Annotated in this window: 23 protein-coding genes and 1 pseudogene; 16 read left to right on the top strand and 8 right to left on the bottom strand. The window is 59.0% G+C overall.

Translation table 11 applies throughout. The features are described from left to right. Window positions 1-46: 46 nt before the first annotated feature. The 3 genes from OOF89_RS14535 to OOF89_RS14525 all read left to right on the top strand — a co-directional run bounded on the left by OOF89_RS14535 (window position 47) and on the right by OOF89_RS14525 (window position 5,602). Window positions 47-1,786 carry a Rieske (2Fe-2S) protein gene (locus tag OOF89_RS14535; RefSeq protein ID WP_266080305.1) on the top strand — a complete coding sequence of 580 codons (1,740 nt, stop codon included), beginning with the start codon at window positions 47-49 and terminating at the stop codon, window positions 1,784-1,786. Between the two features lie 302 nt (window positions 1,787-2,088). Next, window positions 2,089-4,578, top strand: a complete 2,490-nt coding sequence (locus OOF89_RS14530) for a ribonucleoside-diphosphate reductase subunit alpha (RefSeq protein WP_266080303.1) — start codon at window positions 2,089-2,091, stop codon at window positions 4,576-4,578. A 28-nt stretch (window positions 4,579-4,606) separates the two neighbouring features. Then, window positions 4,607-5,602 (top strand): ribonucleotide-diphosphate reductase subunit beta, encoded by a 996-nt coding sequence (locus OOF89_RS14525; protein WP_266080301.1) that lies wholly within the window; start codon window positions 4,607-4,609, stop codon window positions 5,600-5,602. Between the two features lie 68 nt (window positions 5,603-5,670). On the opposite strand, the gene OOF89_RS14520 is transcribed toward OOF89_RS14525, so the two are convergent. After that, the gene (locus OOF89_RS14520) at window positions 5,671-6,156 is read right to left on the bottom strand and encodes an acyl-CoA thioesterase (protein WP_266080299.1); all 486 of its coding nucleotides are present in this window, start codon (window positions 6,154-6,156) and stop codon (window positions 5,671-5,673) included. Window positions 6,157-6,302: 146 nt separating this feature from the next. On the opposite strand from OOF89_RS14520, the gene OOF89_RS14515 reads away from it, so the two are divergent. From OOF89_RS14515 to OOF89_RS14485, 7 genes are all read left to right on the top strand, one after another. Beyond that, window positions 6,303-6,680 (top strand): SPW repeat domain-containing protein, encoded by a 378-nt coding sequence (locus OOF89_RS14515; protein ID WP_266080297.1) that lies wholly within the window; start codon window positions 6,303-6,305, stop codon window positions 6,678-6,680. A 262-nt stretch (window positions 6,681-6,942) separates the two neighbouring features. After that, a complete protein-coding gene (locus tag OOF89_RS14510; protein WP_407661634.1) occupies window positions 6,943-9,555 on the top strand; it encodes a heavy metal translocating P-type ATPase in 2,613 nt (870 codons plus the stop codon). Window positions 9,556-9,676: 121 nt separating this feature from the next. Next, window positions 9,677-10,048, top strand: coding sequence for an ArsR/SmtB family transcription factor (locus OOF89_RS14505; RefSeq protein WP_266080295.1), 372 nt, complete (start codon window positions 9,677-9,679; stop codon window positions 10,046-10,048). Further along, window positions 10,045-10,317 carry a DUF7521 family protein gene (locus tag OOF89_RS14500; RefSeq protein WP_266080293.1) on the top strand — a complete coding sequence of 91 codons (273 nt, stop codon included), beginning with the start codon at window positions 10,045-10,047 and terminating at the stop codon, window positions 10,315-10,317. The genes OOF89_RS14505 and OOF89_RS14500 overlap by 4 nt, the downstream gene beginning before the upstream one ends. 33 nt (window positions 10,318-10,350) lie before the next feature. Beyond that, on the top strand, window positions 10,351-12,687 hold the full coding sequence (locus OOF89_RS14495) for an Eco57I restriction-modification methylase domain-containing protein (protein ID WP_266080291.1): 2,337 nt from the start codon (window positions 10,351-10,353) through the stop codon (window positions 12,685-12,687). A 118-nt stretch (window positions 12,688-12,805) separates the two neighbouring features. Then, a complete protein-coding gene (locus tag OOF89_RS14490; protein WP_266080289.1) occupies window positions 12,806-14,638 on the top strand; it encodes an SLC13 family permease in 1,833 nt (610 codons plus the stop codon). 134 nt (window positions 14,639-14,772) lie between these two features. Next, window positions 14,773-15,942 carry a glutamate-cysteine ligase family protein gene (locus tag OOF89_RS14485; RefSeq protein WP_266080287.1) on the top strand — a complete coding sequence of 390 codons (1,170 nt, stop codon included), beginning with the start codon at window positions 14,773-14,775 and terminating at the stop codon, window positions 15,940-15,942. A gap of 5 nt (window positions 15,943-15,947) precedes the next feature. On the opposite strand, the gene OOF89_RS14480 is transcribed toward OOF89_RS14485, so the two are convergent. Continuing rightward, window positions 15,948-16,388: a hypothetical protein gene (locus OOF89_RS14480; RefSeq protein ID WP_266080285.1), complete on the bottom strand. Its 441-nt coding sequence runs from the start codon at window positions 16,386-16,388 to the stop codon at window positions 15,948-15,950. Window positions 16,389-16,505: 117 nt separating this feature from the next. Next, on the bottom strand, window positions 16,506-16,703 hold the full coding sequence (locus OOF89_RS14475; RefSeq protein ID WP_266080283.1) for an HVO_2901 family zinc finger protein: 198 nt from the start codon (window positions 16,701-16,703) through the stop codon (window positions 16,506-16,508). Window positions 16,704-16,828: 125 nt separating this feature from the next. Between OOF89_RS14475 and OOF89_RS14470 the strand changes: the two genes are divergently transcribed. Next, window positions 16,829-17,104: a helix-turn-helix domain-containing protein gene (locus OOF89_RS14470; RefSeq protein WP_266080281.1), complete on the top strand. Its 276-nt coding sequence runs from the start codon at window positions 16,829-16,831 to the stop codon at window positions 17,102-17,104. Between the two features lie 190 nt (window positions 17,105-17,294). Here OOF89_RS14470 and OOF89_RS14465 read toward each other — a convergent pair whose 3' ends face one another. Beyond that, complete coding sequence (locus OOF89_RS14465; RefSeq protein ID WP_266080589.1) at window positions 17,295-18,350, bottom strand: zinc-dependent alcohol dehydrogenase family protein; 1,056 nt, start codon at window positions 18,348-18,350, stop codon at window positions 17,295-17,297. A 443-nt stretch (window positions 18,351-18,793) separates the two neighbouring features. Here OOF89_RS14465 and tuf point away from each other — a divergent pair, with 443 nt between their 5' ends. Both tuf and OOF89_RS14455 read left to right on the top strand, forming a co-directional pair. After that, a complete protein-coding gene (gene tuf / locus OOF89_RS14460) occupies window positions 18,794-20,059 on the top strand; it encodes a translation elongation factor EF-1 subunit alpha (RefSeq protein WP_266080279.1) in 1,266 nt (421 codons plus the stop codon). Window positions 20,060-20,469: 410 nt separating this feature from the next. Next, the gene (locus OOF89_RS14455; protein ID WP_266080278.1) at window positions 20,470-21,147 is read left to right on the top strand and encodes a uracil-DNA glycosylase family protein; all 678 of its coding nucleotides are present in this window, start codon (window positions 20,470-20,472) and stop codon (window positions 21,145-21,147) included. Here the strand turns inward: OOF89_RS14455 and OOF89_RS14450 are convergent. Both OOF89_RS14450 and OOF89_RS14445 read right to left on the bottom strand, forming a co-directional pair. Beyond that, entirely contained in the window at window positions 21,113-21,298 is a 186-nt protein-coding gene (locus OOF89_RS14450; RefSeq protein ID WP_266080276.1) for a hypothetical protein, read from the bottom strand. The two genes, OOF89_RS14455 and OOF89_RS14450, sit on opposite strands and share 35 nt — an antisense overlap. Before the next feature lie 65 nt (window positions 21,299-21,363). After that, window positions 21,364-21,555: a DUF7576 family protein gene (locus OOF89_RS14445; protein WP_266080274.1), complete on the bottom strand. Its 192-nt coding sequence runs from the start codon at window positions 21,553-21,555 to the stop codon at window positions 21,364-21,366. 568 nt (window positions 21,556-22,123) lie between these two features. Here OOF89_RS14445 and OOF89_RS14440 point away from each other — a divergent pair. Both OOF89_RS14440 and OOF89_RS14435 read left to right on the top strand, forming a co-directional pair. After that, entirely contained in the window at window positions 22,124-22,252 is a 129-nt protein-coding gene (locus OOF89_RS14440) for a hypothetical protein (protein ID WP_266080273.1), read from the top strand. After that, entirely contained in the window at window positions 22,249-22,848 is a 600-nt protein-coding gene (locus tag OOF89_RS14435) for a DUF7344 domain-containing protein (protein WP_266080271.1), read from the top strand. The genes OOF89_RS14440 and OOF89_RS14435 overlap by 4 nt, the downstream gene beginning before the upstream one ends. Before the next feature lie 129 nt (window positions 22,849-22,977). On the opposite strand, the gene OOF89_RS14430 is transcribed toward OOF89_RS14435, so the two are convergent. Further along, on the bottom strand, window positions 22,978-24,048 hold the full coding sequence (locus tag OOF89_RS14430; protein ID WP_266080269.1) for a sugar ABC transporter permease: 1,071 nt from the start codon (window positions 24,046-24,048) through the stop codon (window positions 22,978-22,980). Then, a pseudogene (locus tag OOF89_RS14425) lies at window positions 24,045-24,701 on the bottom strand (carbohydrate ABC transporter permease); the annotation flags it as partial. The gene OOF89_RS14430 and the pseudogene OOF89_RS14425, both read right to left, overlap by 4 nt. Here OOF89_RS14425 and OOF89_RS14420 point away from each other — a divergent pair. After that, window positions 24,664-25,716: an ABC transporter ATP-binding protein gene (locus tag OOF89_RS14420; protein ID WP_266080267.1), complete on the top strand. Its 1,053-nt coding sequence runs from the start codon at window positions 24,664-24,666 to the stop codon at window positions 25,714-25,716. The pseudogene OOF89_RS14425 and the gene OOF89_RS14420 overlap by 38 nt on opposite strands. Window positions 25,717-25,724: the final 8 nt, after the last annotated feature.

Raw genomic sequence — 25,724 nt, 5'->3', positions numbered from 1 at the left:
TTCGTTTCAGCGAACCGTTTTGGTGCCGTGTGACGATTCATCACACATGGCAACGGACCAATCGTTCGTCCGCGTCGCCGACGCCGACGAACTCAGGGACGGAGGACGACTGCTGGTAAACCGAAACGGCCGGTCGTTAGCATTGTTCTATCACGAAGGGGAGTTTCGAGCGGTGGACAACCGCTGTCCGCACATGGGCTTTCCGCTGACCGAAGGGAGCGTCGAGGACGGAATCCTGACCTGCCACTGGCATCACGCCCGATTCGAACTCTCCTGTGGCAGTACGTTCGACCCATGGGCGGACGACGTACAGACGTTTCCGATCGAGGAACGTAACGGTGAAATCTACGTGAACCTCACGCCGAAACGGGACAGCCCGCCCGAACGGCATTGGAAGGAGCGACTCGAAACCGGGCTCGAGGAGAACCTGCGTCTCGTCGTGGCCAAGTCGGTCATCGGTCTGTCGAACGAGGGCGTTTCGGCATCCGAGCCGCTCCGAATCGGAGCCGAGTTCGGGACTCGCTATCGCGAGCAGGGATGGAGTTCGGGCTTGACGATTCACGCCTGCATGGCGAACGTTTTTCCCGACCTTCGGGATGACGATCGACCGCGGGCGCTCTATACCGGTCTCCGACACGTCGCCTCGGATTGCCAGGGCGAATCGCCGCGATTCGACCAACCATCGTTCGAGACGGAGGCGGTCTCGGCGAACCGCCTCCGACAGTGGTTCCGCGACTGCGCGGAAGTGCGTGACGACGATGGAGCGGAGCGCTGTCTCCAAACCGCTATATCGACCCTCGAACCCGAACAGGTCTCGGAGATGCTGTATGCCGCGGCAACCGACCACCTCTATCTCGACGCCGGACACAGCTTCGATTTCATCAACAAATCTCTCGAACTGCTGGACCACATCGGTTGGGAGCACGCCGAAACCGTCCTGCCGAGCGTCATCCCGCGACTCACCACCGCTCAACGGAGCGAAGAACTCTCCTCGTGGACACAACCCATCGATATCGCCGAGCTGTTGTTCGACAGTTACGACCAACTCGACGAGTTGGTCGAAGCGGGAGACGGTCGAACGTGGGACGAACCTGACGACTTCACCGAAACCCTGCTCTCCGACGACCCGCATGCGATCCTCGACACGTTGACCGACGCGATTCGTGGCGGAGCAACCTGTGAGGAGCTGGCGGACCGCGTGTCGTTCGCATCCGTGATGCGGGTCGCACAGTTCGGAACGGCGAACGAATTCAGCGACTGGAACACCGTCCACCACACCTTCACTTACAACAACGCCGTCCAACAGGCCGCGAAACGCGCGAGTTCAACAGCGCTCTATCGCGGCGTTCTCGCGGGCGCGATGAGCGTCTATCTCGACCGATTCCTGAACACACCGCCAACACCCCTCCCAAGCGTCGGATCCTCCGACGGCGACCCGGCAGACCTGCGTGAGGAACTGCTCGAAACGTTCGACGAGGAGGGCGAGGTCAACGCGGCTGGCGCCATCGTCGCGGAACACTTCGCGGCAGGCGGCGACCCAAAAAATTTGAAGGAAACGCTCGGACGCGCCCTGCTACGGGAAGATGCCGGGTTCCACACGCTCCAGAATCTTGAGGCGTCGTTCATGCAGTTCGACCTCCGCGAGGACGAAGACGAAGCACGACTGGCGCTCATCTCGCTCGCCCGCTACATGGCGGCCCACTTCCCGACCCGCAGGGAGGCGGAACAAACCTACGTCATCGCCGACCGACTGAATCGGGGCGAGAAGATTTACGAGGCGAACTGAAACGAGGTGGAAATCGCGTTCGTTCGTCGCTTTTTCCGAGTCGATGCACGTCGTATCGCCGTGTCGCCTGACGCCGAACCCACCGGTTTTGGCCACTAATACAACCATATTTTCATTAGTCCAAGTTGATTGGGTAAACTTTATACACCCACAGTCGGACACCACATATCACGGTTAGAACCCGGACGACGCCTCATCTGGGGTGACAGCACTGGAGGCCGCGTAGTGACAACTACGAACTACCCGGACTGCGGAAATCCCCCGGAGCTGAACTCCCATCGACTGAAAACCGCGACGAATCCATGAGCCAACGATCTACCACAACCACCGAGACCGTACGGTCGATTCTCGACCGAGCACGCACAGGCCACGAGACAATCCTCTCCGACGACGATCGCGACGACCTCCTTGCCGAAATCGAGCGGTCTCTCTACGAAGGTGCATCGACCGACGAGGTCTACCGAGCGATCTTGCAAACGCTCACCGCACGAATCGAGCGAGAACCGGCGTTCAAGCGCATCGCTGCGGGAGTCTTCCGACAGCGATACTACCGCGAAGTCACGGGGGAGGACCTGACGGGGTACGAACTGGACCGTGAGTACCGCGCAACCTTCGTCGCCAATCTCGAACGCGCGGTCGAACTCAGCCTCCTCGACGATCGACTGATCGAGCGATTCGACCTCGAAGGACTGGCTTCGTACCTCGAACCGGACCGCGACGAGAAGTTCGAATACATGGCGATGGAGACGCTCTATCAGCGATACTTCCTCAAAACCGAGGAGAATGGGGAACATCTCGAACTTCCTCAAGCGTTCTGGATGCGCATCGCCATGGGCTTGGCAATCGAAGAAGACGACCCACAGCGACGGGCGAAGGAGTTCTACGACGTCCTCTCGAAACTGGAGTTTACCCCTTCGACGCCGACGTTATTCCACAGCGGTTCGACTCACCCACAACTTTCCTCCTGCTATCTGACGACAGTGCAGGACGACCTCGAACATATCTTCGACTCGTTCAAACATCACGCGATGCTGTCGAAGTGGAGTGGGGGCCTTGGAAACGACTGGACAAACCTTCGAGCAGGCGGCGCGCTCATCGAATCGACCGGCGTCGAATCGACCGGCGTCGTCCCGTTCCTCAGGATCAGTAACGACGTGACGGCGGCGATCAATCGCTCCGGAAAACGCCGCGGTGCGTCCTGTGCCTATCTGGCTTGCTGGCACCTCGATTTCCCCGCTTTCATCGACCTGAAGCGGAATACCGGCGACGAGCGTCGTCGCACACCGGACATGAATACGGCGGCGTGGATTCCGGATTTGTTCATGAAACGGGTCGAGAACGGCGAGGAATGGACGCTGTTCAGCCCGGACGAGGTGCCTGACCTTCACGACCTTTCCGGTGAGGCGTTCGAGGAGCGATACCGCGAATACGAACAGCGAGCCGAGAACGGTGAATTCCGCCAGTACGAGCGAATAGACGCCCAAGACATGTGGCGAAAGATGCTCACCCGCCTGTTCGAGACGGGCCATCCGTGGCTGACGTTCAAGGACCCGTGTAACGTTCGCTCGCCGCAGGACCACGTCGGAACGGTTCACTCCTCGAACCTCTGTACGGAGATTACGCTGAACACGAGCGAGGACGAACACGCCGTCTGCAATCTGGGAAGCGTGAACTTCGCAACGCACGTCTCGGAAAGGGAGGGCACTGAACCCGATTCCGCGGGGAACGAGCGGTCGAACTCGACCGCGAGGCTCGATCGCGAACACCTCGCCGAAACGATCGAGACCGCGATGCGGATGCTGGACAACGTCGTCGACCTCTGCTTCTATCCCACCGACCAAGCCGAACAGTCGAACATGCAACACCGGCCGGTCGGACTCGGTACGATGGGATTCCACGACGCCCTGATGGAGTTAGGCGTACCGATGAACGCCGAGACGGCGGTCGAGAAGGCGAACCGCTGGCAGGAGTTCGTCTCCTATCACACGATTCTCAACTCCTCGAAACTCGCCAAAGAGCGCGGGTCCTACCCGTCGTACGAGGGGTCGAAGTGGGACCGAGGACTGCTGCCACAGGACACCGTAGACCTGCTCGAAGCGGAGCGGGGGCGGGAAATCCCGACCGACTGCGAGGAGACGCTCGATTGGTACGTCGTCCGCGAACACGTCGAAGAACACGGGATTCGAAATTCGAACATGATGGCCATCGCGCCGACAGCCACCGTTTCGACGATCAACGGGACGACGCCCTCCATCGAACCGCTGTACTCGAACCTGTACGTGAAGTCGAACATGTCGGGAGACTTTACCGTCATCAACGACGATCTGGTCGAAGACCTCGAAGCGGAGGGGTTGTGGGATGAGGAGATGGTGGACCGAATCAAGTATCACGACGGCTCGGTCCAGGAAATCGATGCGGTACCGGACGACCTTCAGGAATTGTACCGCGGCGCGTTCGAAATCGACCCGCGCCATCAACTCCGATTGACCGCACATCGTCAAACGTGGATAGACCAGTCCGTCTCCCACAACGTCTTTTTCCCATCGACCGACGGATCGCTCCTCGACGACGTGTACAAAACGGCGTGGCGATTGGGGCTGAAGACGACCTACTACCTCCGAACGCTCGGTGCCTCACAGATCGAGAAATCGACGCTGGACATGGCCGAATACGGAAAGAGCCAGCACCGCACCGACGTTCGATCCGGGACGACCGAAACTGATGGTGGACGTCGAGCCGACGAGGGCGAACTCTGTACCGTCTCCGACCCGACCTGCGACGCCTGTCAGTGACAGAACGAAACGAACCCCTATACGATCTATGCCACTCATCAACAACGACACGGAACACGACCCGAACAAGATACTGCCGATCGACTACGACTGGGCGCGCGAATACTACGAAGCCGGCGTCAACAACAACTGGGTTCCACAGGAAATCCCGATGCAGGACGATATTTCCCAGTGGAACGGAAGCGCTCTCTCCGAGGCCGAACGCCAGCTTATCGAGTGGAATCTCGGCTTCTTCTCGACTGCCGAGTCGCTCACCGCGAACAACATCGTGCTCGCTCTGTACGAATACGTGACCGCCCCCGAATGCAGGCAGTATCTCTTGCGACAGGCATACGAGGAGGCGATTCACACGGACACGTTCATCTACTGCTGTGACTCGCTCGGGTTCGAACCGGACTACCTCTACGGGATGTACGAACGGGTCCCCGCCATCCAGGAAAAAGACAAGTTCGTGGTCGATCTGACGCGTGTGATCGACCGGCCCGGTTTCACCATCGAGACGGAGGGGGATATCCGTGAGTTCGTCCGCGACCTCGTCGGTTTCTACGTCATCATGGAGGGCATTTTCTTCTACGCCGGGTTCGCCATGATGCTCGGCCTGAAGCGCCAGAACAAGATGGTCGGTATCGGCCAGCAGTTCGAGTACATCATGCGCGACGAGTCGCTCCACCTCGGGTTCGGTATCGACCTCATCAACGAGATCCGAGCCGAGAATCCCGGCGTCTGGACCGGCGAGTTCGGCGAGGAGGTCACCGAACTGATTACCGAGGCCGTCGAACTGGAGAAACTCTACGCGTACGAAGCGTGTCCGGACGAGATACTCGGCATGAGCGCCGAGCAGTTCGCCGAGTACGTCGAACACATCGCGGATCGCCGACTCGAACAGCTAGCCCTATCCAAGCAGTACGGAACGGACAATCCGTTCCCGTGGATGTCCGAACAAACCGACCTGAACAAGGAGAAAAACTTCTTCGAAACGCAGGTCACGGAGTATCAGAGCGGCGGGTCGCTCGACTGGTCATAATCCGACCAGTCGAACTGGGCTGACCGGTCGGTTTCAACGGATCGATCGCTTCGAATCGAAGAGGCGGTTTAAACGGACGATTCGAGTGAACCCAGTGATTCCCTTCGGTCGCGGCGACGGCGGAGTGCGTCGTTCCGGCGCGTCTCCTGCTCGTCGGTCGGACAGCGGACGTCCGGAACCGATGCGGGTTGTTCGTCCTCGTCCAGCGCGACCATGGTAAAGAACGACGTCGCCGTATCCTGTTTTTCGTTCTCGCTCGGCCGTTCCGCGCTGACGTTGACCAGCACGTCCATACTCGTGCGTCCGGTTTCGAAGACATATCCCTCGACGGTCACGATATCTCCGAGGTCGATCGGACCGAGGAAATCGACGTGGTCCATCGACGCCGTGACGACCTGCCGCCGGGAAAACCGGCGAGACGCGATGGCGGCACAGATATCCATCCAGTGGAGGACGGACCCACCGAGCGCCCGTCCGAGGTTGTTCGCGTCGTTCGGCATCAGGATTTCACTCATCACCGTATGTGAGTCCGAAAGTGGCGCAGTTTCACGCATTGACGACAGCTACACGACGGCCACAAATAAAACAACTGAATTTGCAATAAGGAAAGCTGACTTTCTAAAGTAGCCGTTCGACTTATCCTCGGAACGGTCGATTGGAAGACAGAACGATGAGGGGGAACACGATATGGGGGAACAGGATGGGAGGGAACGGAACGATTCTCGCGGGGGCACCGCTCGGAATCTGGTTGTTACTCGCGCCGTTCGCCGTCTATGAGGCGATGCTCGCGCCGAACTTCTGGAACGACATGGTCGTCGGAACCGTCGTTCTACTCCTCACAGCCTACGGCATCGTCTGTTCGTGGCGCAAACGGCGTGTGAGCATCGCGGCGGGCGGACTCCTTGGCTTGTTAGGCCTGTGGCAGGTAACACGTCCCTTCATCGTCCCGACTGCCGGGGCGCTTCCTCTCTGGGGCGACGCAGTCGTCGGCGTTCTGTTGGCGGCGCTCGGCGGGCGAGTTATGCGTGAGACGCGAACGACACCGAAGATGGAACAAGCGCGAACGAGTCGCCGATAGTATCGATAGCTCGCCGTGAGACGGGTTCGGATTCGGACGTGTCCGCCGATGCAGTGGTGACGCCCGCCGCCGACAATCCGGGCGCACCGCATCGTCGGAAGCTGTTTTTCACCTGACTCGAAAACGGACGGATGAGAGGAGCGAACCACAGCAGAAAAAGAATCATGGATTTTGTATTTAATAGAATCGCCGAATTGCGTAACTCACCGAATCATCCAAGGTTTCGAAGGACGATATATCTCGTTTCTAAAGGACAACGCGAATGAAGAAGCAACCCTTATGGAAAGGCAAGGAGCTATCCGTGACGGAAAAAACGCAACTCGAAATCCGCAGCATGAGTTGTGCGAACTGTTCAGGGGCGGTCACCGAGGCACTCCAATCGCTTGACGGTGTTCGGAAAGCGAACGTCAATTTCGCTACCGACGAAGGCACCGTCGAGTACGATCCCGAAGAGGTCTCAGTGACAGCAATCTACGCGGCCATCGAGGACGCGGGATACGACCCAGTTCGCGCGACGACGACAGTAGGGATCTCGGACATGTCATGTGCGAACTGCTCGGAGGCAGTCGAGAACGCACTCGAATCGGTTCCCGGCGTTATCAGCGCCGACGCTAATTTCGCCACCGACGAGGTCACTGTCGAGTACAATCCGACCGAGGCGAGCATCGGGGACTTCTATGCCGCCATCGAAAGCGCGGGATACACCCCGGTTCGGGAGGACGGAGGCGACGAACGAGCGGCCGACGCCCGACAGGACGCCCGCGACGCCGAGATTCGCAAGCAGTTCAGACTGACCTTGTTCGGGGCAGTACTCGCGATGCCCCTTCTCGCCGTCATGTTCGAACACCTCTTCTTCCCGGAACTACTCGGCGAAGAGATGTTCGGCGTCGATATTCGACTCGTTCAGTTCCTGCTGGCGACTCCCGTCCAGATTCTGCTCGGCAAGGAGTTCTACGAGAACTCCTATACAGCCCTCGTAAAGAACGGCACGGCGAACATGGACGTGCTCATCGCCCTGGGTTCGACTACGGCCTACGTCTACAGCGTCGCCGTCATGCTCTCGTTCATCCCCGGCGGGACCTACTTCGACAGCGCGGTGCTCATCCTCGTGTTCATCACGATGGGCAACTGGCTGGAAGCCCGGTCGAAAGGCAGGGCCAGCGATGCCCTCCGCGAACTGCTCGAACTGGAAGCGGATACTGCAACCGTCGTCGAAGACGGCGAGGAGCGCGAAGTTCCGCTGGAGGAAGTCGAAGTCGGAGACCGACTGCGAGTCCGTCCCGGCGAGAAGGTTCCGACCGACGGCGTCGTCGTGGACGGCGAAAGCGCGGTTGACGAGTCGATGGTAACTGGCGAATCGGTGCCGGTCGAAAAGCGAGACGGCGACGAAGTCATCGGCGCGACCATCAACGAAAACGGCCTTCTCATGGTTCGTGCGACGAAAGTCGGCGGCGAAACAGCGCTCCAGCAGATCGTCCGGATGGTGAAGGAAGCACAGGCCCGCCAACCGGAAATCCAGAACCTCGCCGACAGAATCAGCGCCTATTTCGTCCCGGCGGTCATCGCCAACGCGTTGTTCTGGGCCGTCGTCTGGTCTCTCTTCCCCGAATCCCTCGCCGGATTCGTGAACGCGCTTCCGCTCTGGAGTCCGGTCGCTGGAGGGCCGCAAGTCGCCGGGGGAAGCGTCTCGGGGTTCGAGTTCGCCATCGTCGTTTTCGCCAGCGCGGTGCTCATCGCCTGTCCCTGCGCGCTCGGGCTTGCGACACCGACGGCGACGATGGTCGGAACCGCGATCGGTGCACGAACCGGCGTCCTGTTCAAAGGTGGCGACGTGCTGGAACGTGTCAAGGACACCGACACGGTCGTTTTCGACAAGACCGGAACCCTCACCGAGGGCGAGATGCGCCTCACTGACATGGTTGCGCTCGAGCCCGAGACCGACGGCGGGACCGAAACGGTAGCAGGCGAATTTGAACCGGAAATCACGGAGGAGTTCGTCCTCGCCGTGGCGGCGAGCGCGGAGCACGGAAGCGAGCATCCGCTCGCCAGAGCCATCGTTGCGGGGGCGAAGGAGCGCAGTATCGACGTCGAGGAGCCCAGTTCGTTCGAAAACGTTCCCGGCCACGGGATTCGAGCGGAGACGAGTCACGGCGAAATCGTCGTCGGCAACCGGAAGCTCCTGCGTGAGGAGGGAATCGATCCACGTCCAGCGACGAACGTACTGGAACGACTCGAACGCGAGGGAAAAACGGCCATGCTCGTTTGCGTCGATGGCCGCCTCGTCGGCGTCGTCGCGGACGCCGACGAGGTGAAAGCGAGCGCCAAGGAGGCCGTGAACGACCTCCGAGCGCGTGGACTGGACGTGCTCATGCTGACGGGAGACAACGAACGAACCGCCCGCGCAGTCGCCGACCGGGTCGGTATCGACCCGGAGCGCGTGCGGGCCGAAGTCCTTCCGGACGAAAAGGCGGGCGTCGTCGAGGACGTGCAGTCGGACGGCAGGCGGGCGATGATGGTCGGCGACGGCGTGAACGACGCGCCAGCGCTCGCCGCGGCATCCGTCGGAACTGCCATCGGGAGCGGAACCGACGTGGCGATCGAGGCCGCGGACGTGACGCTCATGCGCGACGACCCGCGCGACGTGGTGAAAGCCATCCGTATCTCGGAGGGGACGCTCTCGAAAATCAAACAGAACCTCTTCTGGGCGCTCGGCTACAACACGGCGATGATTCCGCTGGCTTCGCTCGGACTTCTCCAACCGGCGCTCGCAGCCGCTGCGATGGCCTTCTCCAGCGTGAGCGTGCTGACGAACAGTTTGTTGTTCAAGAGATACGTTCCGGACCACGATTACGAACTCCTCGGATACCGCCGCTGAACAGCGAGAACGACGGAGGTATCTCGCCACATCGTCACCCGATTTTCGATGATTCTCGGCCGATGAAAACGGTCGCAGTAGTCGAACCAATTATGTATCGAGCCACAGAAATCCAAACCGAATGGTGCGGGACTTGGCAGATGACGCGCCCGAGTTACAGGAAATACTCGACGCTCTAGACGACCCCGCCTGCCGACGAATAATCATGGAGCTAAACGACCCGCAGACGGCGCGCGAACTCGCCGACGAAACGGATATCCCGCTCTCGACGCTCTACCGAAAGCTCGATATGCTGAGTGACGCATCACTCGTCACGGAGTTGACTGAAATTCGCGAAGACGGGCATCATACGTCCAGATACCAACTCGCGGTCGAATCGGTAAACATCTCGCTTACGGACGACCGGGACTTCGACGTGTCGATAGAGCGTCCGCCGGAAACGACCGACGAACGCCTCGAACGACTGTGGTCGGAGGTACGAAAAGAAACATGAACGTTGCACCCATCGTCATCGCCCTCAAAACGCTCACGCTCGCTCTCGGTGGAATAATAACGTATTTCGCGCTCAAAGCGTATCGACGTACCGGCTCGAAAGCACTTCGTTCGTTAGCGATCGGGTTCGGTATCGTCACCCTCGGTGCGTTCCTCGCGGGTATCGCGGACCAAGCGTTCCAAACCGACCGCGAACTCGTGCTCGTCATCGAAAGCGCGTTGACTGCTATCGGCTTCGCGGCAATCGCGTACTCACTCTACGCCGAGTGAAGGCTTATCCCGCTTCAGAGTGAGTTGTAATCGATGGATGAACTCCGCGGAGCGGACGAACCACCTGCGGAGCGACTCGACAAAACAGTTCGGAACGGTCTCCAACTGGTCACCGACGGCTTGTTCGACGGGAGAGAGATCAACGCACAACGAGCGTTCGACGCCGCTCTCGTTGGCGTGTTTCACGGACTCGTCGCCCGTTTTTCGGCGAGTCGAGGACGTGACGAACCACCGTTCGCCAACGGAGGGGCGCTGCGAGAACGGAGGAAACTGTTCGAGTCGCTGTCGCCGCAAACGGCGATGCGACTCGAAACCGCGCTCGATGAATTCGAGTACGACCGGCTATCGACACGTCATCTCGGAGATATCTACGAACGATTGCTCGACTGCGAACCGACCGTCACCGACGGTGAAGTTCGACTTTCGGAAGACGCGACACAACGAGCGTCGGTTGGCGCATACTACACGCCAGAACGCGTGGTGGAGTACGCCGTCTCACGAGCACTCGCGAGGAATCCGAACGCGACGGTGCTCGACCCAGCGATGGGAAGCGGCCATTTTCTAACCTGTGCCATCGACCGACTGGCAAAACTGCGCAACGAAGATACCGAGACGGCACGGCAAAACGTCGCTGAAAACTGCGTGTTCGGCGTCGATATCGACCCCCTTGCGGTCGAACTCGCCCGGTCGGCAGTGTGGCTCGAAACGGGCGTGTGGCCCGACGACAACCTTCGAGTCGGTGATTCACTCGTCAACGACACGAACTGGCCCGGTACCGGACGGTTCGACGCGGTGGTTGGCAATCCCCCGTATATCAGGAACCGGCACATTCCAGCAGGGACGAAAGAGAGCCTCAAATCCCAATACGAAACCGTAACCGGTGCGTTCGATCTCTACGTCCCGTTCGTAGAGCGCATGACCGAACTCGGCGGTCGGATTTCCTGCATCGTTCCGAACAAGTGGACGACGGCGCGATACGGGCGGACGCTCCGTGACCATCTCCTCGACCACCATCGATTGGAGGAACTGCTCGACGTATCGGCAGTGTCGGTGTTCGCGGACGCCAGCGTCTACCCACTCGTCGTCACCATCGAGTCGCAAACTGGACCGACCGAAACCATACGGGTTCGACAAGCAGAGACCCTCGCAGAACTCGGTGAGGGGAGCGACAAAGCGGATGAAACCCGTCTCTCGCGGTCGTTCGTGGACGAACTCGGCGACCGCGTGATTCCGGTCGGGATCGACCCGGCGTTCGTGCCGATTGCGGAGCGACTCCGGCGTGAAAACGACGAATTGCGTTCGCACGTCACTCAGACCGAGGGGATCCATACCGGAAACGTACGGGACAAACTCATCGTTGACGACCGGGGTCCGAACTGCGAACGACTCGTCAGTGGTGGTAACGTCGAACGGTACAGGCTCGATTGGGACGGAACGTGGATTCGGTTCGATCCGTCGCTCATCGGCGACGGCGAGTACGGAAGTCTGCGCGACCGGAGCGTGTTCGAGGACGAAAAGCTACTCCTGCGGGACATCAGCGAACGCCCCGTCGCAGTCTACGATGACGAGGGATATTACGCCCTGAACACGCTCTACAGCGTTCGTTCGAGTTCCGACCTCCCGCTTCGGTACCTCCTCACGGTTATCAACTCGACCGCCGCGACCTGCTGGTTTCAACAGGTGTACGGTGGAACCCACGTCAGTGGCGGCTACCTTCGATTCAAACCGATGTTTGCGACCCGACTGCCGATTCCGGATGGACGCAACGAATCCGATGCGCTGGCTGTGCTCGCGGACCGCATGCAAGAACTGCGGCGGAAACGGGAGGGTATCGAGATTCAACTGCCGGCCGGTAACGGCCCACAACTCGAGGACGTGACTCGGATCACCCATCCGGAGTCGGTACTGACCGAAACGACCGAAACGCGGGACGGACTTCGTCTCGGAACCGTGTCGATGGTCGAAAACGGCGACGAAGGGGAACTCGTGGTTCGCGCGACGGCACGGTATCGGCCTGGGGACGGGTCGGAAACCGATTCCTGGGGGTTCACCGAAACGGAACCGATTCCAGTACGTTCGTTCGATGGTGACGGGGAGTGGCGGGATTTACTCCGATGGTTCATCCCACGTGCAGTAAACCACGAGACGTTTACCGGACGGGCGACGAAAACGATCTCTCCTGCCGACCGACTCGAATCGATTTGCCTTCCCGAACCCGACGACGCTTGCGAATTTATCGAGACGAACCGACGGGCGGAGGAGTTAGAAGAGCGGATCGCTCGGACGGAATCCGCCATCGACAGATTGGTGTATCGCGCCTACGGTCTCTCGATGGACGAAATCGAGACGCTAGAGCGGCTGTCGAAATGATGTCGAGTTCGACGTACACAATTCATATAACACCCTAAAAAACATCCAAAAAACATCCCTCGAGAATTTTTATAAGTTATGAGGAACCTTTATCTGTGGAACCTTCGTAGAGCAATGCATGTTGCAGGTTGGGGGTGCTGGTGTGACGGCTGACATGCTGGTAGTGTTTGCTATCGTCTTCCTCGCGCTTGTTCTCTTCGCAACCGAACTCCTTCCTGTCGATGTCACCGCAATTTTGGTGATGGTGACACTAATTGTCCTCGAACCATGGACCGGCATCGACCCGACGACAGGGATTTCGGGGTTTTCCAACGAGGCAACCATCACCGTTCTGGCGATGCTCATCCTCAGTTCGGGTGTGAGTCAAACCGGGGTCGTCCAACTGCTCGGAAACCGATTGGCGAGTTTCGCCGGCAACGACCTCAGAAAGCAACTAATCGCAACGATTGGCGTCTCGGGACCGGCCTCCGGGTTCGTCAACAATACGCCGGTCGTTGCGATTTTGGTTCCGGTCATCACGGATCTCGCCCACGAGGGGGACACCTCGCCTTCGAAACTGCTGATTCCACTCTCGTATGCCTCGATGCTGGGCGGAATGCTGACGCTCATCGGCACTTCGACCAACATCCTCGCGAGCAACGTAGCGGGTCGACTGGCGGAAACGACTGCCGACCCGAGACTCCACGCCTTCTCGATGTTCGAGTTCACAAAACTCGGAGTCATCGTCCTCGTCACTGGAAGTCTCTACCTGCTGTTCGTCGGTCATCACCTCCTCCCGTCGCGTGTCCCCCCCGAAGAGGACTACATCGAGGAGTACGAGATAGAAAATTACCTGACAGAAGTGGAAGTAAACGAGGGGTCGCCGCTCGTCGGGAAGACCGTCAAGGAGGCCATCGACACGGCAATCTTCGACGTCGATATCATCCAAATCGTCCGCGATGACGAGACGTTCATCGAACCCATCGGCCAGAAAACGGTTCGGTCGGGCGACGTACTCAAAGTCCGAACCGATCGTTCGACGCTCCGTTCGCTCGTGACGTTGGACGACCTAACCCTGGTCGGAACGCCGACGGACGAATCCATCGACCCCGGCGAAAACCAGACGCTGGTCGAAGTCGTCATCCCTTCCAATTCCGAACTCGTCGGCGAGACACTTTCGAGTTCGACGTTCCGCGAACGATTCAACGCGACCGTCCTCGCGTTTCGAAGCCGGGGAGAACTCATTCGCGAGCGACTCGACCACGTGACGATTCGAGTCGGCGACACCCTCCTCATGCAGGCGTCCGCGGGCAGTATCGACCGCCTTGCCGCGAATCGGGACTTCATCGTCGCACACGAAGTCGCTGACCCGGACTACCGAACCGACAAGATTCCAGCCGCACTCGCTATCATCGCTGGGGTCGTTCTACTCGCCGCTCTCGGCATTTTTCCGATTCTCGTTACCGCTCTCGCGGGCGTCGTGGCGATGGTCGCAACCGGCGTACTCAAAGCCCACGAGCTGTACGACTCGGTCGAATGGAACGTGATCTTCCTCCTGGCAGGCGTCATTCCACTCGGTATCGCGCTCGAAGCGTCAGGTGGAGCCGAACTACTCGGTGGTCTCGTTGCCGCCAGCGCGGACTTTCTCCCAGTTATCGCCGTCCTCTGGGTGTTCTACATCGCCACCGGTCTCATCACCGAAGTTATCAGCAACAACGCCAGCGTCGTCCTCATGATTCCCGTCGCAATCGAGGCGGCGCTCCGTATCGACGCGAACCCCTTCGCGTTCGTCCTCGCGGTGACCTTCGCCGCCTCGACGTCGTTTCTCGGACCGGTCGGTTACCAGACGAACCTCTTCGTCTATGGGCCGGGGGGGTACAAGTTCACCGACTACTTCCGCATCGGGGCACCGCTCCAACTACTCTTGTCGGCCGTGACGGTTGTCGGGATCGCCATGTTTTGGCCGCTATAGCCGTGAATACCCGATTTCGACGCCGACTATGCAACCAAATTTTGGATGAAATAATTCGCGTAAGTTATTAGCCCTCCGGTCGCGTAGTTCCTGTATCGCTCGGTGACGCATCGTTCAGTGGCGTACGATTTCTGTTGCAGAGTCGAATTGTCGCGATGGCGGAGCAATGGAGCACCGAATCGACACGGCGACGAACCGCATCGGTCACCGGCTGGGGGATGGAAATGAAAATCGGAATCGAAGCAGAATACTGGGTAATCGATGAATCGGGCGAGTTAGTGACCGAAACGGACGACGCCTTGAACGATCTGTTCGATGTAAGCGAGTACGTCGTCCCGGAGTTCGTCATACCGCTGTTAGAGGTACAAACGCCGCCCGTTTCGAGCACGGAGGAGCTGCGACGGGAGCTCGGGTTGATTCTCCGACGCGTCCGTGACACGGGCGAAGAACGCGGACTGTCTCTCGTTCCGCTCGGGACGCCACTCGCCTCGGAGTCGCTCGATATTACGACCGAGCGCGGGCGACTGTTGGAGGAGATGTACGGCGAAGACATGGAATACGCGAAGAACTGTGCGGGGACACACGTCCACTTCGACAAGGGAAACGTGGTTCGACAGGTGAACCTGCTTACCGCACTCGACCCCGCACTCGCACTCGTCTGCTCCTCGCCGTACTACGACGGCAATCGGATGGCGTGCTCATCACGTGCGGCGGTATATCGCTACGAATCGCACGAGACGTTCGCTCGCTACCGTGACCTCTGGGAATACGTCGAAAGCGAAGCCCAGTGGGAAGAGCGCATCGATGAGGGATATCACGTCCTGCAACTGCTCGCACGGGAACGAGGTATCGACACGGAGACGTTCAGTCAGTACTTCGACCGTGAAAATGCCGTGTTAACACCTGTTCGACTGCGCCAGCAGTCGCCGACAGTGGAGTGGCGCGCTCCGGACACCGCACTTCCGAGTCAGATTCTCCGCCTCGTCGGTGAAGTGGCGAACCTGATGGAACAGACGGAGTACAAAGAAGTCGTCGTCGGGGAGGCCGGCGTCCGAACGAACGAAATCGGCATTCCACCGTTTTCCGAGCTGCACGAACTCAGCGAGGAGGCGATCAACGAAGGAGTCGGATCGCTGCGCGTGCAGGACTATCTGACGACGATGGGTTTCGACGTGACGCGTTACCACCCGATATCGGAGCGCATCGAACACGGATGGACGCTGCCGGACGGGGAAGCACGTCGAATCAGGCTCGAATACGCCGACCTGCTGAAGGAAGATATAGATGATTTGACGAGCGTGTAGAGACCTCAATTCGACCCAGAACGAAAGCCACTGACCACGTCCAGCCACGAAACGAAGACGAACGCCCCGATGAGCGCGGTCGTCGTTCCGCCGAACAGGGTCGCCATTCGCTCGGTTATATGTTCGGTCTCCGTGACGTCGATTCTGAAGACCTTTTCGTTGGCGACGACGAACGAGTTCCGGATTTTGTCAGGTGGCTCGTCGTCCATCTCGTACGACCCCTGTAGTTTCGCGCGCCCGAAGGCGAGTCGTGCCTCGCCGGAGAGATCGCCGTACGCCACCGACGAGGAGCGTACACCCGGTTCGTTTTCGTTCACCTGTTCCGTGGTGAGCGTGTACGTCGTGGAGCTTTGCTGCGGCTGGAGGAGCGCGTGGCCAGTCAGAACGAGACCAGAAACGAGCAGGAGCGTCGCGAGGAGTTGAATGATGAGTCCGTCGGACCGCATCTAATGTTCGTCTTCGTGCAGTGTGGCGACTTAAAGGGTTTCCATCTGTTCGGTGGAGAAAAACCGGATTCAGTCGAAAGATAACACGGGAGCCAAAATGGGATCGGACCGCTGGTCCTATCGATGGGACGGTAGTACGTCCTCTACCGGATAGAGGTCTTCACGAATCCCTGACCCATCACAGTCTTCGTTCGGGCATCGATACCGCCAGCCATCGTCGGTCGCCGTGTCCGCATCGAATCGCTCCCCACATTCGCGGCAGAACAGTCGGTCGATGTCAGTTGCGCGCTCCCGACTTGCAAGTTCAGGCTGCATACTCCTACCTTCATAGTCCGTAATCAAAGAACCTACGTTTTTTGGCCAACTCGGGTGACACCCATGACACCGGGTTACCTCGGAGTTAGCGAGCGGTTTAGTGGTTGGCCCACATTTTCCGATCCATGGGAAAACAGACCTTGACGAGCCTATGTGAGTTACCACCGAGTGCGAAGCTCGTGTTCAAAGTGTTGGAGTACAGTGGTGCTCACACGCAGAAGGAAATCGTCCAACGGTCACGATTGTCGGCACGGACGGTCAGGAGCGCGCTGGAAAACCTGACCGAAGTCGGTGCCGTCAGGGAAGAGGTGTACATCCCGGATGCCCGCCAGCGTCTCTACCGATTGGACGACACCCGCGACTGGGAGCAGGTGAACTGTCTAGAAGAAGCACCGGTCTGATTCCGTGATCGAGAGTTCGATCGACGAATCGCTCTACGCTCGTTCTCCGACCGTGTAGTGCCAGGTCGCTCCGCGGTCAGCACGTACGGACCGGTTCCGGTGAGCGTGAGCCAATCGTCAGCACAAATTAGGGTATCGCAGCCACCTCGTTTTGTACGGATGATCGGTTAGACGAAGAGGTCGCGGGTCATCACGAAAAATCCACGACTTCGATTCCAGACGTGCCGTAGTCGCTCATCGCGGCGAGTCGGGCGGGGACCCCGTCGAGGGAAACCGTCTTCGTCACCAGTTTTCCGGGCGAAAGCACGTCCCGCTCGAGCATTCGTAGCAGTTCGCCGTATCGCGACGGCGGCATCCCACGGGATCCGAGGAACGTAATTTCGCGCATCGTCATCGCGTCGGTCGGAAGCGAAACTTCACCCCGCTCCTCGTCGGTCGTCAGGCCGAGTTGAACGTGCTGGCCGCGCTGGCGGAGGCAGTCGATGGAGTTTCGGCAGGTTTCCGCGATTCCCAACGCGTCGACTGAGATGTGTGCCCCACCGACACGAGTGTGAATCGAAGTCGAGATATCCTCCGACTCGGCACGTATCGTCTCGTCCGCGCCGAGCTCGCGGGCGACTTCCAGTTTGTCGTCGTCCAGATCGACCGCGATGACGTTCGCACCGAGGGCGTCCGCGACGTGAATTGCCGAGAGTCCGACGCCGCCACACCCATGTACCGCGACCCAATCGCCGGGCGTCAGGTCGGCGCGATGAGCGAGCGCGTGGTAGGCGGTCACAAACCGACAGCCGAGTCCAGCCATCGCGATCGAGGAAACGTCGTCAGGGAGATGGACCGCGTTATAATCAGCATAGGGAACGTGCACCTGTTCCGCGAACGCGCCGGGAACGGCTGCCTCGAATCCGAGCGAAAGTCCGTTTTCGCAGACGTTGCCGTGTCCGTTTCGGCAGTGTTCGCAGTACCCTCGCCCGAGATTGAACGGAACCGCGATTCGATCACCGTCCTCGATTCCTCGCACCTGCTTCCCAACCGAAACGACGGTTCCGGCCGGTTCGTGGCCGAGTATCTGCCCGATCGGGACTTGGTCGTCGGCCCATTCGCCGTGGCCCTGCCACGCGTGCCAGTCGCTTCGACAGATTCCACAGGCTTCAGTTCGGATGACCACGCCGTGAGGGTCTGGGTCAGGTTTCGGTACCTCCTCGATAGCGAGCGGTTCGCCGTACGCTTTCAGAATTGCGGCACGCATACCGATCATGGGTTCGCGTGGCATGGGATTAAATCGGCGGGGAGCGGCAAATCGTGAGGTGTCGAACTACTATCCGCGAATTTGGGTAGAAGGAATACAATGGTCGAACTCCAATCGCCTCGTAGCTGTTCAAGTGGTTGACGCAGGAAGTACTCTCTTTCGTCCGGGTGGACGGCTATCTCGCTCCGTTCGTTTCATTATCCTCGAAACCGACTGGATAATCAACGGCGTCGCGGTCGTACTGACAGCACCCAGTGGATATCTCTGGTGGAAGCCGTCCGGAAAACCATCGTTACCCATCAGCTAGTCTCGCAGGAAGTCGGCAGTTTGATCTAACCGGAACCGGGGAAATTGTCGAGGAATTCGGGGGTGTTCATCGATACACCGGCACAACTGTTTTTGTCGCTGAGAGTGAAAGACATCTAGTACGGGGGATTGGGGAAATGCCAGACAAGCCACACCAAAACCTAGCGATCATCGGCCACGTTGACCACGGGAAATCGACATTAGTCGGACGACTGCTCTTCGAGACCGGAAGTGTCCCTGAGCACGTCATCGAACAGCACAAAAAAGAAGCAGAGGAGAAAGGCAAAGGCGGGTTCGAATTTGCGTATGTAATGGACAACCTCGCCGAAGAGCGAGAACGCGGTGTAACCATCGACATCGCCCATCAGGAGTTCGACACCGACGAATACTACTTCACCATCGTGGACACACCCGGACACCGCGACTTCGTGAAGAACATGATTACCGGCGCGAGTCAAGCCGACAACGCTGTGCTCGTCGTCGGCGCGGACGACGGTGTCCAACCGCAAACGCAGGAGCACGTCTTCCTCGCGCGAACGCTCGGTATCGGCGAACTCATCGTCGCCGTCAACAAAATGGACGCGGTCGATTACGACGAGGACCGCTACCGTGAAGTCGTCGCCGAAGTAAAAGACCTGCTGAATCAGGTTCGGTTCGACACCGAGAACGCCGAGTTCATTCCGATTTCGGCGCTCGAAGGCGACAACATCGTCGAACATAGCGACAACACGCCGTGGTACGAGGGCCGAGACGTCCTCGAAGCGCTGAACAACCTGCCGGAACCGGAACCGCCGACCGACGCGCCGCTCCGACTGCCGATTCAGGACGTGTACACGATTTCAGGAATCGGAACGGTGCCAGTCGGGCGCGTCGAGACGGGGATTCTGAACATCGGGGAATCCGTGTCGTTCCAACCGAGCGACGTGAGCGGGGAAGTGAAAACCATCGAGATGCACCACGAAGAAGTACCGGAGGCGAGACCCGGTGACAACGTCGGCTTCAACGTCCGCGGCGTCGGGAAAAACGACATCCGAAGGGGCGACGTCGCGGGTCCGGCGGACGACCCGCCGAAGGTCGCCGAGACGTTCACGGCCCAAATTGTCGTGATGCAACACCCCTCGGTTATCACCTCGGGGTACACGCCGGTCTTCCATGCTCACACGGCGCAGGTCGCCTGTACCATCGAAGCTATCGACCAGAAAATCAATCCCGCCAGCGGCGAGGTGGAAGAGGAGAATCCGGACTTCATCCAGAGCGGTGACGCCGCCGTCGTGACCGTCAGGCCACAAAAACCGCTCTCGATCGAGCCATCCTCGGAGATTCCCGAACTTGGAAGCTTCGCGGTACGGGACATGGGACAGACCATCGCGGCAGGACGAGTACTGGAAGTGAACGAGAAATAACGGCGCGAACACGGCGCTTCGGTTTTTTCCAAATAGACAACAGAATTATAGAGAGGCTACTCCTCCATCGCACCGATACCACGCCCCAAACCCAGCCCAATCGGCGCGAAACTGCGACTGCCACGACCGGTCATTCGGCCGATGTACAACGCGGAGTTGATGAATCCGAAGTGGCTGAACGCCTTCGAAAAGTTGCTTACCGACGAGGCCGTACGCTTCGATCAGGACGTAGTTTCCATGGACTCCCCCATTCGAATACGGTCGTTTCCTACATGAAGTGGAAGGTAATCACGAGGGAGCGGTGTTACCGAGACGTAACCCGACAGTTCGGAACTAAAATAGCACGGGGGGAAGTGCTTTGGCGGTCAAAAACCGCACCGTCTTTAACCGCTAGCGTCCTACGCACCGCCGTGCAGAACGTCACGGACAGAATCAGCAACCCGTTCGGAATGCGCCCGCCCTGCCAGTACGAATGTGTCCCCGGTGGTTCCTGTGCCGTGTTCGGATACGGTGACGCCAACGCGGATTTTCACGTCATCGGGGATCATCCGGGAGCACATGGAGGGCGCGAAACGAGCATACCATTCACGGGAACCGAGGTCGGCGAAAGACTTCAACCGGTGCTGAACAATGTCGGCTTGCTCGAAGAGGCTTACAGCGATGAACCGGCCATCAGAAACCTGTTCATGAGCTACCTCCACATGTGTTGTTTGCCGGAAGGTCAAGCACCAACACCGGCGGAGTACGCCGATATGGAGCGATTTTTCGACGCCGAAATCCGAGCGATCGCGGCGCACATCCTGCTTCCGGTCGGCGAAAAGGCAACCGAGCACGTCTTCTGGGAGTTCACCGCACAAGCCGGAAAACACGGTTTCGACGGAGGAACACCCGATATGGGTGCGCTCCATGCCGAAGAGATCAAGGGGAGAGGTTTCCTCGTGATACCGGTTCGTGACCCGCGGGAGTGGGAACCAGGCGACGGCGAGCAACTCACAGCACGCCTGAACTCGATCCTCACCTCGGACTACCAACAGACCGTCGATTTGGGTCGGTTCATGCCAGACGACGACCCCTACGAGGTTCGGTGAGAACCGAAACGACAGCCGTCACGATTGCGCCAACCAATTCGACCGCGAGTAGCACGACTGGGAAAAGAATGAGGCCGACGAGGAGACCGACACAGACACCGACGGCAATTCCGGCACGTTTGACGCCCGATTCGGGGAGCTGAATGTCCATACGAAAACCAACACGCTCGAGGTGAGTAAAGCCCGAAGAGCGTTCTCGTCGGTTTTGGACGTTACTTAGTCCGGAATCGGACCGGACCATTCGTCCAAACAGTCGTCGCTACAGAAATGGAGCGTCGTACGTTCGATATCGTTTGCGGTCCCACCATATCTGACGACGACGGACGGATGATGATCCGCGATATCGACGAGTTTGCCGCAGTTCGCGCACGGCGGAAACTCGTCGTCCGAGTGGCCGGTGTTTGGCATAGCGAAGACACAAGGCCGTCGTCAGTAAAAGTACTGCCTACTTCGGGAGTTTCTGCCGGTTCGTCCGCAGTTCTCCGAAGTCGGTATCGGCGTTGACGGTGTTCTAAACCACCATACGAACATGCTGTGCGAGCACCGAAAGCGCCAACACGCGAATATACACCCCATAATCGACATGCGTGTCACGTCCTCCGCGACGACGTCGGTAACGACCGTGATTTCCGATTGCTGCTCGGGGGGTTCGAAGATACGAAGTGACACCTCAGTTTCTGTTGACGAAAACCAGTCGCCGAGCGAACAGACAGGGCAGAACGCGTGCTCATTCCGGGACTCGTTCGTCCACGTCACACGGAAGTTGGCGGACAGCGTGCTGGTTTACGTCCCTGTTTATGATCGGCTGAGTCGGAGAAAGCTGAGATTTCCAAATAGTAAAGAGCCGAGAACACACTCAACGATGAGTAAGCGGCTGTCACTATCGTGATGTCAGTGTGATCGTAGATATAATTGGACCTTTATCATCGACTGGATCCCAACACCTTTTTAAAATAACGCAGAGATATTGAACCACATGGCACGCGAGCAACGAAACGACCGATTACCGGGGCTAATGAGAAACCCGGGACGAACCAAGGTGAACAATCCCGGATTGAACGAGGCGAACCGCGGGGAAAGCACGGCATACCGGGACAAACGATGAGCGTGAGTAGTAACTCAACGCCAGTGAACGAGTTCGAAACGTCCGCCGAAGAGAACCCGGAACCGCTGGCACGCGACAAAATTTTCCACATCCTCCAGACGCAACGTCGTCGGGACGCCCTCCGCTATCTAAAAAACACCGACGGACCGATCGAGATGCGAGACCTCGCCGAAAAGGTCGCCGCGTGGGAGAACGACACGACGATACAGGCGCTTTCGTCCAACGAACGCCAACGTGTGTACATCGCACTCTACCAGTCACACCTCCCGAAGCTCGACAACGAGGGAATCATCGAGTACAACAAGAGTCGTGGAATCGTCGAGCGAGGCCCTCTCGCCGACCAGTTCGACCCGTACCTCGACGTCCCAGGTGAAAGCCATACCGAGAACGAGAGCACGGCCGACGATTCGACGGATGGCGACGTCCCTTGGCTCAGTTACTATCGCCGCCTCACGGTCATCGGCGGTGCATTGGTCTCGGCCGCTTGGGTCGGAGTTCCCCCCCTCTCACTTGTTCCGGATTTCGTCTGGGGGGTCATCCTCGTTTCGGCATTCGCGGCGCTCTCGCTGGCACAGATTTTTTTGACCGACACCTAGCGTCACGTCGGCAACCATCCACTTCTAAACTTGCCAAAATACTGTACTAGTTCTACCGTCGGTCGAATCCGATACCCAACACGATAGGCTCGCGAAAGCGGATGCGGGTACCGAGTTGAACGAGGTTCGTTACCCTTCCATTCCGCCGAACGAGAGACCGCTCTCGATGTACCGTTGAACGAACAGATACACCAACATGAGGGGCGTCGCGAAGGTCAGCGCGAACTCCGAGAAGCGCGCCCATGGGGTCGAATATTTACCGACGAGGCTATACAGTCCCACCGGAAGGGTGTATTTGTCCGCATTGAGTAGCAGTTGCGCGACGATGAACTCCGTCCAACCGGCGAGGAAGCTAAACACCAGCACCGTCGCCAGTCCAGCCTTTGATAGAGGGAGGATGACTTCCCAGACGATGCGCCACGAGGACGCGCCATCGATCATCGCTGCCTCCTCGTAGGAGGTCGGGATGTTGTCCATGTACGTCTTCAGCAACCACGTATTGAACGGCACGGCAGTCGCCGCGTAGTACGCCGAGAGTGCGAGTTTGTTGTTATCTAGTCCAACTTGGACGAACGTGGCGTACAGCGCGATAAGCGCGGCGACGCCGAGGCCGCCACCGACCTGCGTGAACAGGACGTAGCCGTACAGGATTTTCGACCGGAAGAGGAATTTCCGACGCGAAAGAGCGTAGGCCGCCGGGACGACGACACACATCGTCAGGATGACCGTCGGAATCGCGACGGTGAGACTGTTCCAGAGGAACAGCGGGAAGTCCGAACAGCCGCCATATTTCGCGCAATCGACGGTCGTCGAGACACCCGGCGTGTTCAACGCGATTTCGTAGCCGAGAAGGCTGATTCCGATTTCGAGGCTTGAAATTTCCATCCCACCGAGTACCCACCTATAGGCGTCGACGGACGGATGTTGCGGCCAGAGTCGAAAGTCGTTCGACGAATACAGCGACCCGCCACTTCCGGACAGTGACGCGAGGAAAATCCAGTAAATCGGGAACAAGAGTGCCCCGATCATCAACAACGCAAAGGACGTGGCGAGGACTTTTGCGGCGACTCGACGCGGCGGAACGTCGCCGGTTTTCAGGCCAACGATAGTGTACCGTACCTGCTCGAACGCGCGAGCAGGAGCCCCGAGGACGTATCGAGCGTCCGCGATAAGTCTTCCCGAAATTCCGTCGGCGCTCATTCGTCCACCCCTTCGGCGAGGCGGCCGCGCTTCACGTTCAGGAGCATGAAGCCGCTGATGACGACGAGCGTCACCGTCATGATGGCCGCACCCATTCCGTACTCGTCGAAGCGGAACGCCTCACGATAGCCGTACACGATGAGCAGTTCGTTCTGTCGGAGGGGCCCACCTTTGTTCATCACATACGGGATGAGGAACTGTTGAAACGACGCCGCAGAGGTCAGGATGGACGCGAAGAGGACGGGACGCTTGATGGACGGGAGGGTGACGTGGAGGAACCGACTGAAGAATCCCGCGCCGTCGACCATCGCCGCGTCGTGAAGCTCCTTCGGAACGTCCTGCAGCGCGCTCACGATGATGATAACCATGAACGGGTACGCCAGCCACGCCTCCGTGACGTTGTAGGCGAAGAAGGCGGTCCATCGCTCGTCCAACCAAAACACCGGCTGGAGGCTGATGCTTTTGAGTAGCTTGTTCGCTAGTCCATACTGGGCGTTGCTGAAGATGCCGCGCCAGACCGAAATCGTGAAGATGGACGGCAGCCCCATCGGGATGATGATGAACGAGCGCATGTAGCGCCGACCGACCACGTGTTCGCTGGTCAGGACGAGCGCGATGGCGATGCTCAATCCAATTTTTAGCGTCACGCTCGTCGGTCCGTCGGGCTGCGGGAAGACGACGACTCTCAGGATGATCGCCGGACTGGAACGCGCTACGTCCGGCGGAATCCACATCGGCCACGACGAAGTAACCGACGTTCACGCGAAAAACCGCGACGTGGCGATGGTGTTCCAGAACTACGCACTGTATCCACACAAGACCGTCGAGGAGAACATGTCGTTCGGACTGCGGATGAGTACCGACCTTTCGAAGGACGAACGCTACGAGCGAGTCTACGACGCCGCCGAGATGATGGGTATCGAGGACCTGCTTTCGGACAAACCCGACGAACTCTCCGGTGGTCAGAAACAGCGCGTCGCCCTCGGGCGTGCGGTCGTCCGCGAACCGGATATCTTCCTGTTCGACGAACCGCTATCCAATCTCGACGCAAAACTCCGAACGACGATGCGCACCGAAATCCAGCGCATTCAACAGGAACTCGGTATCACGGCGGTGTACGTAACGCACGACCAAGAGGAAGCGATGACGATGGGTGACCGAATCGTCATCCTCCGCGACGGCGAACTCCAGCAGATGGGCGCACCGACCGCGGTTTACGATATCCCCGCGAACAGCTTCGTCGGCGGGTTCGTCGGGTCACCGAGTATGAACTTCATCGACGTTCGGGCAACGAGCGACGCTGGCGACGTCGTTCTCGCCGACCCGAACGGCGACTTCTCGTGTCGCCTCTCCTCGTCCTTTGCGGAGCGAATCGATGGTACGAACGACGATTTTACGGTCGGCATTCGCCCGGAAAACGTGTTCCCGGCGACGGGCGACAAGCAACCCATCCTCGAAACGACCGTCGAAGTCGTCGAACCCATCGGAAGCGATAACTACCTCTATCTCGACGTCGCGGACGATTTCATCGCTCGCGTCGATTCCGACGTCGAACCTGCACCCGGGGAGAGGATTCGGGTGACGTTCGCAGAAGACGACGTTCACGTCTTCGACGGCGAGACTGGAAACGCGATCAGCGAGAAGGAGACCGCGACAGCGCCGGTGTGAGGTAGATC

This window comes from Haladaptatus caseinilyticus, from assembly GCF_026248685.1.
In the GTDB taxonomy this organism is placed as follows: Archaea; Halobacteriota; Halobacteria; order Halobacteriales; family Haladaptataceae; genus Haladaptatus; species Haladaptatus caseinilyticus.
The sequence above is the reverse complement of the archived record's forward strand: the minus strand, read 5'-3'. Positions and strand labels throughout refer to the sequence as shown.